Origin of the sequence: Shewanella sp. SG41-4 (genome assembly GCF_014164505.1) — a bacterium.
Lineage (GTDB): Bacteria > Pseudomonadota > Gammaproteobacteria > Enterobacterales > Shewanellaceae > Shewanella.
Window position 1 is genome coordinate 1 of the sequence record NZ_JACJFI010000454.1, and the last position, 2,205, is coordinate 2,205.

The window sequence follows — 2,205 nt, forward strand, 5'->3', positions numbered from 1 at the left end:
ACACACTACCCATTTAGAACAAATGGTCAATCATCGAACACAAGAAATCACCGACAAAAATTTACTGCTTAATCAGCAAAATGAAAAGCTTGAACAGCTTGCCTCTAAAGACCCGTTAACCTTGCTTTATAATCGTCGGGCCTTTAGTGCTCTGGTTGATAAAGAGATCTCCCGCGCTAAGCGACATCATTTTCCTGTCACTCTGGTGATCTTAGACATAGATCATTTCAAAAAGATTAATGATGAGTTTGGCCACAATGTCGGTGATGATATTTTGTGCCGTTTTGCGGATGAACTGTCTGTAAATATGCGCAGAGAAAATCTCATCTGTCGCTGGGGGGGAGAAGAGTTTGTCATTTTAATACCAGAAGCGACTTCGACTATGGTGTTTAAACATATTGAAGAGGTTCGTCAAAAAATCTCACAGATGAGCTTTTCGCCAGTCGAAAAGTTAACCTTTAGTGCTGGCATGGCTACTCTTCGTGTTGAAGAGCCTTTTAAAGAGTGGTTCCAAAGAGCTGATAGTGCTTTGTACCAAGCCAAAGGTTCGGGTCGAAACAAGATAGTAGCAGATGACATTATTGGCTAGAAAGAAGCTGAGGCATATACGATAGCGAAGCTTAAATTAGTTACCTTGGTTTTTACTTAAGAGGAATGGCTATCCTCTAATGCATCCGCAGATCGTTCAAGAGCGTTATAAGCGCTTATCGTGGAGTTATTTGATGGTTCTTGATTTGCATAACTATCAAAAATGACAAGCTGATTCAAATTTCTGACTTTCATTTAAGTATTTGCTACAACACCCAATAGTCCATAAAATGAAAAAGCCGTAGTAGGTATTAACCTACTACGGCTTATCAGAATTGGTGGCCCCTCCCAGACTCGAACTGGGGACCTGACGATTATGAGTCGAGATAATGATGAGATATCTTGAGATGATAAAATAATCTAATGAGACATAAAAGCTAAGTGTAGCAAGGGTTTGATTGATGGTCGTAAGTCTTGTATTGTTTCGTTATATCTCATTGAGTCTTGTCACTACGTCACCCGTTACGTCACCTGTAACCCTTTTGACTTGGCAAGGCTTTAACTCAAGGCCATGCAATGACAACAAAAGCCCTTACCGAACGCGAAGTCAAAGGCGCTCAACCTAAAGCTAATAAATATGAACTGATTGACTCATCGCGCGAGCGCGGTGCTGGTCGCTTGGTTATTGCAGTCTATCCTTCTGGCGCTAAAGTTTTTGCGTTTAAATACCAATTAGACAGTAAGCGCCAATATGTACAATTAGGCCGCTATCCATCTATGTCTTTGGCGAGTGCCCGTGAAATAGCACAACCATTAGCGGGTATGGTGAAGCAAGGCATAGATCCGAAAGTTGAGATAGAAAAGGCTAAAACTAAAGAAGAAGCAGAACTTAGAATTGAAGCTAAAAAAGGTAGCTTAGGGCAGTTGTTTGAAGGCTATACGCAGCAAATGCAGTTAGACGGCAAGCGCACATATAAAGCTGTATTAGCGGTATTAGAAAAAGAAATTTATCCTATTATTAAGCCTGATACTAAAGCTAAAGATGTGACAGTTGATGATATTAAATCAGTTTTAGGTCCGATAATTAGAAGGGGGGCAGCGGTACAGAGTAATCGTGTTCGTTCTTATCTTAGTGCTGCTTTCAATTATGGATTAAAGCATGATAATGATCCTGCAAAGATTGGTAGTGACGTTTTATTTGGTATTGTCTTTAATCCTGTATCAGCTATACCAAAGCAAACAGCAGCCGAAAGCGTAGGTGAGAATTACCTCACTTTTGACGAAACACGCGAATTGTTAAATACGCTTGAAAACCGTGAAGGTTTTAAGATGGGCTTGCATGTAGCAAAACTAATCCAACTTTGTTTTTATACTGGTGGGCAACGTCCTTACGAGCTAGCCGCTAGCCGATGGGATGCTATTAACTGGAACGAAGCCACGCTTGAAATTATTGCTGATGTATCTAAAAACAAACGTGCTCACCTATTACCGCTAGTTGATTCTGCAATAAAGATACTTGAACAGCTTTACGCTGAACGAGATCCATTAAATCCATTTATTTTCCCTCATCGGTTTGATCACACTCAACACTTGAGACTCTATTCGTTATCACAAAGCCTTGACCGTTATCGAAAGGCTCGCCCTGATGCTAAGCACTTTGTTCCCCGTGATATTAGG

Annotated in this window: 2 protein-coding genes; both read left to right on the forward strand. The window is 40.6% G+C overall.

Annotated features, from left to right (window positions below):
- Window positions 1-589 (forward strand): GGDEF domain-containing protein (locus H5202_RS20990; protein WP_182773768.1); only part of this gene is annotated, 589 nt, incomplete at its 5' end.
- 515 nt (window positions 590-1,104) lie between these two features.
- A partial coding sequence (locus H5202_RS20995) for a tyrosine-type recombinase/integrase (RefSeq protein WP_182773769.1) occupies window positions 1,105-2,205 on the forward strand: 1,101 nt, incomplete at its 3' end.